This is a genomic window from Paraburkholderia sp. LEh10 (genome assembly GCF_017814945.1).
Classification (GTDB): domain Bacteria; phylum Pseudomonadota; class Gammaproteobacteria; order Burkholderiales; family Burkholderiaceae; genus Paraburkholderia.
The window spans coordinates 1-1,991 of sequence record NZ_JAGIPX010000184.1; the positions used below are offsets into that span (position 1 = coordinate 1).

General features: G+C 59.4%; 5 protein-coding genes and 1 pseudogene. 5 read left to right on the top strand and 1 reads right to left on the bottom strand.

Going from position 1 to position 1,991, the window contains the following annotated elements:
• The 4 genes and pseudogenes from J8I87_RS43770 to J8I87_RS43785 form a co-directional block, all read left to right on the top strand.
• Positions 1-187, top strand: a pseudogene (locus J8I87_RS43770) (nitrogen fixation protein NifZ); the annotation flags it as partial.
• Positions 188-202: 15 nt separating this feature from the next.
• Positions 203-436, top strand: a complete 234-nt coding sequence (locus tag J8I87_RS43775) for a nitrogen fixation protein NifZ (protein ID WP_209938857.1) — start codon at positions 203-205, stop codon at positions 434-436.
• Between the two features lie 127 nt (positions 437-563).
• Positions 564-782 (top strand): putative nitrogen fixation protein NifT, encoded by a 219-nt coding sequence (nifT, locus tag J8I87_RS43780; protein ID WP_012406775.1) that lies wholly within the window; start codon positions 564-566, stop codon positions 780-782.
• A 1-nt stretch (position 783) separates the two neighbouring features.
• On the top strand, positions 784-1,065 hold the full coding sequence (locus tag J8I87_RS43785) for a hypothetical protein (protein ID WP_209938859.1): 282 nt from the start codon (positions 784-786) through the stop codon (positions 1,063-1,065).
• A 66-nt stretch (positions 1,066-1,131) separates the two neighbouring features.
• Here J8I87_RS43785 and J8I87_RS43790 read toward each other — a convergent pair whose 3' ends face one another.
• A complete protein-coding gene (locus J8I87_RS43790) occupies positions 1,132-1,461 on the bottom strand; it encodes a helix-turn-helix domain-containing protein (protein WP_313068284.1) in 330 nt (109 codons plus the stop codon).
• A 142-nt stretch (positions 1,462-1,603) separates the two neighbouring features.
• Here J8I87_RS43790 and J8I87_RS43795 point away from each other — a divergent pair, with 142 nt between their 5' ends.
• Entirely contained in the window at positions 1,604-1,819 is a 216-nt protein-coding gene (locus tag J8I87_RS43795; protein ID WP_209938860.1) for a hypothetical protein, read from the top strand.
• Positions 1,820-1,991: the final 172 nt, after the last annotated feature.

The following is a 1,991-nucleotide window of genomic DNA, read 5'->3' on the forward strand; positions in this document are numbered from 1 at the left end:
CATGCGCGCGAAGGAACTGTGCACGCTCGATTATCTTCCCGATGACGTGCTCGCGTGTCTGGGCGAGCGGGCCACGGTTCTGAGCTCGATCGACCAGATACTGCCGACTGCGACAGCGGCGGATGGGCGAAGCCTTTGGCACACGGAACACCAGGGCGATGCATCGGACAATCGAGTTGCGAGCTAGCCCTATTCATGAGGTATGAGCGTGGTCGTACTGCACGACAGCTACAACGATGGCGGATATCGCGACCGGGGCGAAGGTAAGTGTCTCCTGAGGGCCGGCTCCCTCGACGAGATCGTCGACGTCGGGCAGGTGGTTGAGAACGGCGAGCCGCTGTGCCTCTCTTTGACGGCTTTTGGTCGGCTGCCCGGAGGACAAAACTGTTTCTGCACCGGTGCGACCATCGCGCAAGGAGACGAGCTGGGCGCGTGACAGTTTATGTATTGGCTGCAGCGGCATTTCTCACATGCTGCCAGCGTCGCCACTTTGCTCGCGCTGTATTCAAAACGATGTACGTTCGCACGGCGCAAATTTCCTAACCAAACCAGGAGCTTTTACTGTGAAAATCACGATTCGAAAGGATAGCAAAGGCATACTCTGCGCCTACATTCCGAGGACGGATTTGGAGGAGCCGATTGTTTCAATCGCGCGGGCACGGATGTGGGGTGGGCTCGTCACGCTTGCGAACGGCTGGCAGTTCGAGTTGCCTGAGTTGGCGCCCGACACCGTGCTTCCGGTCACCGTGGAAGCCCGGCGCCTGGCGGGCGGTCACGACTAACATGGCGCTTACTGCAGCTCAGATACATACGATAACCGAATTGGTTCTCAACGAGCCGACGTTGTCGCAAGCCGCAGCAGGTTGGCGCAAGCGCTATCCCGACGTGCGTGTCATTCGGATCAGCGCGGTCGAACTGTTCAATGAAGAGCCGGTGGTGGAATTTCGTGGTCGCCGCGTCTATTTTGCGACGTCAACAGGGGTTTGCGTCTCCGTGACGGCGGAAGCCAGTGAGGCCGATATGCTTATCCTAGCCGAAGAGGGCGCCTACGATGGAGACTATTGAAATCGCGCTTGGCGAGCCAGCCCGTGGAGACGAGAGAACGAACTCGTTCATGCCGTATTGCAGTCGTCATGCTGGAGCGATGGGCCAATGCTTCAGGTATCGACCGACCGTCCACGCAGACACCTTGATGCCATACTCGCGCTCGATGAGCTGCGCTACCGACTCGCGGGTCCACAGGTAGAATGGCAACGCCAGCCGATCCGGCATCGGTTCGATGATCAGCTTGCGGATTCTCACGGTCTGCCGGTGATCCAACCGGCCACTTCCCGGTCGACGGCCACGCTTGCATGGCCTGAGCGATCTCAGGCCGCCTTCTCGCGACCGCTTCATCCAGTTGCTTACTGCCCGCGGATTTGCCCCCGAATGTGTGAGCGGGCGCGGTTTGCGAGATTCCATCAACCACCGTTTGCAGCACTACTTTTCTCAGGTGCGCCTGCGAGGGCCCCCGTCGAGGTGTCGGGCATCAGTTTTCGTCTTCATACCCGTTAACGCACTACGCACTATTTAGTGCCAAGTCAGTAAATGCTGGAGCGGTTGCATGGAGGTTGCCACGGCACAGCAAAAGAGCGGTAAGCGCACGCGGGCAATCCTGGCTGGCAATACCAACGGGCATTCGGCCACTAGGGAACGGTTGCGCGAGCTTGCCGATGAGAGAGCCTTGGGGGATGGAAACCGCAGCCTACAGCCATCCTTTCACCAGCAGTTTCGCTACGTGCGGGCCTCCGACGCGATCCGAACCGAGCGTGGCTTCTAACGCGTAGCGGATCGGTGGCAGGGCGCCAGCGTTGCGGCTACATACGCAGCTCCGTGCGTACGCGCGTGAAGGTACATCGGTACATCGTCAGGCCACTAGATACTATGGAGGGGCCGCGGAGATAAGCCTCCTAGAGTAAAACGAGGATTCCGACACCCGTTTTCCGAGAGGA

Coding starts and splice junctions, on each gene's coding strand:
- J8I87_RS43775 (WP_209938857.1), top strand. CDS start 203: ATGAGCGTGGTCGTACTGCACGACAGCTACAACGATGGCGGATATCGC.
- J8I87_RS43785 (WP_209938859.1), top strand. CDS start 784: ATGGCGCTTACTGCAGCTCAGATACATACGATAACCGAATTGGTTCTC.
- J8I87_RS43790 (WP_313068284.1), bottom strand. CDS start 1,461: ATGGAATCTCGCAAACCGCGCCCGCTCACACATTCGGGGGCAAATCCG.
- J8I87_RS43795 (WP_209938860.1), top strand. CDS start 1,604: ATGGAGGTTGCCACGGCACAGCAAAAGAGCGGTAAGCGCACGCGGGCA.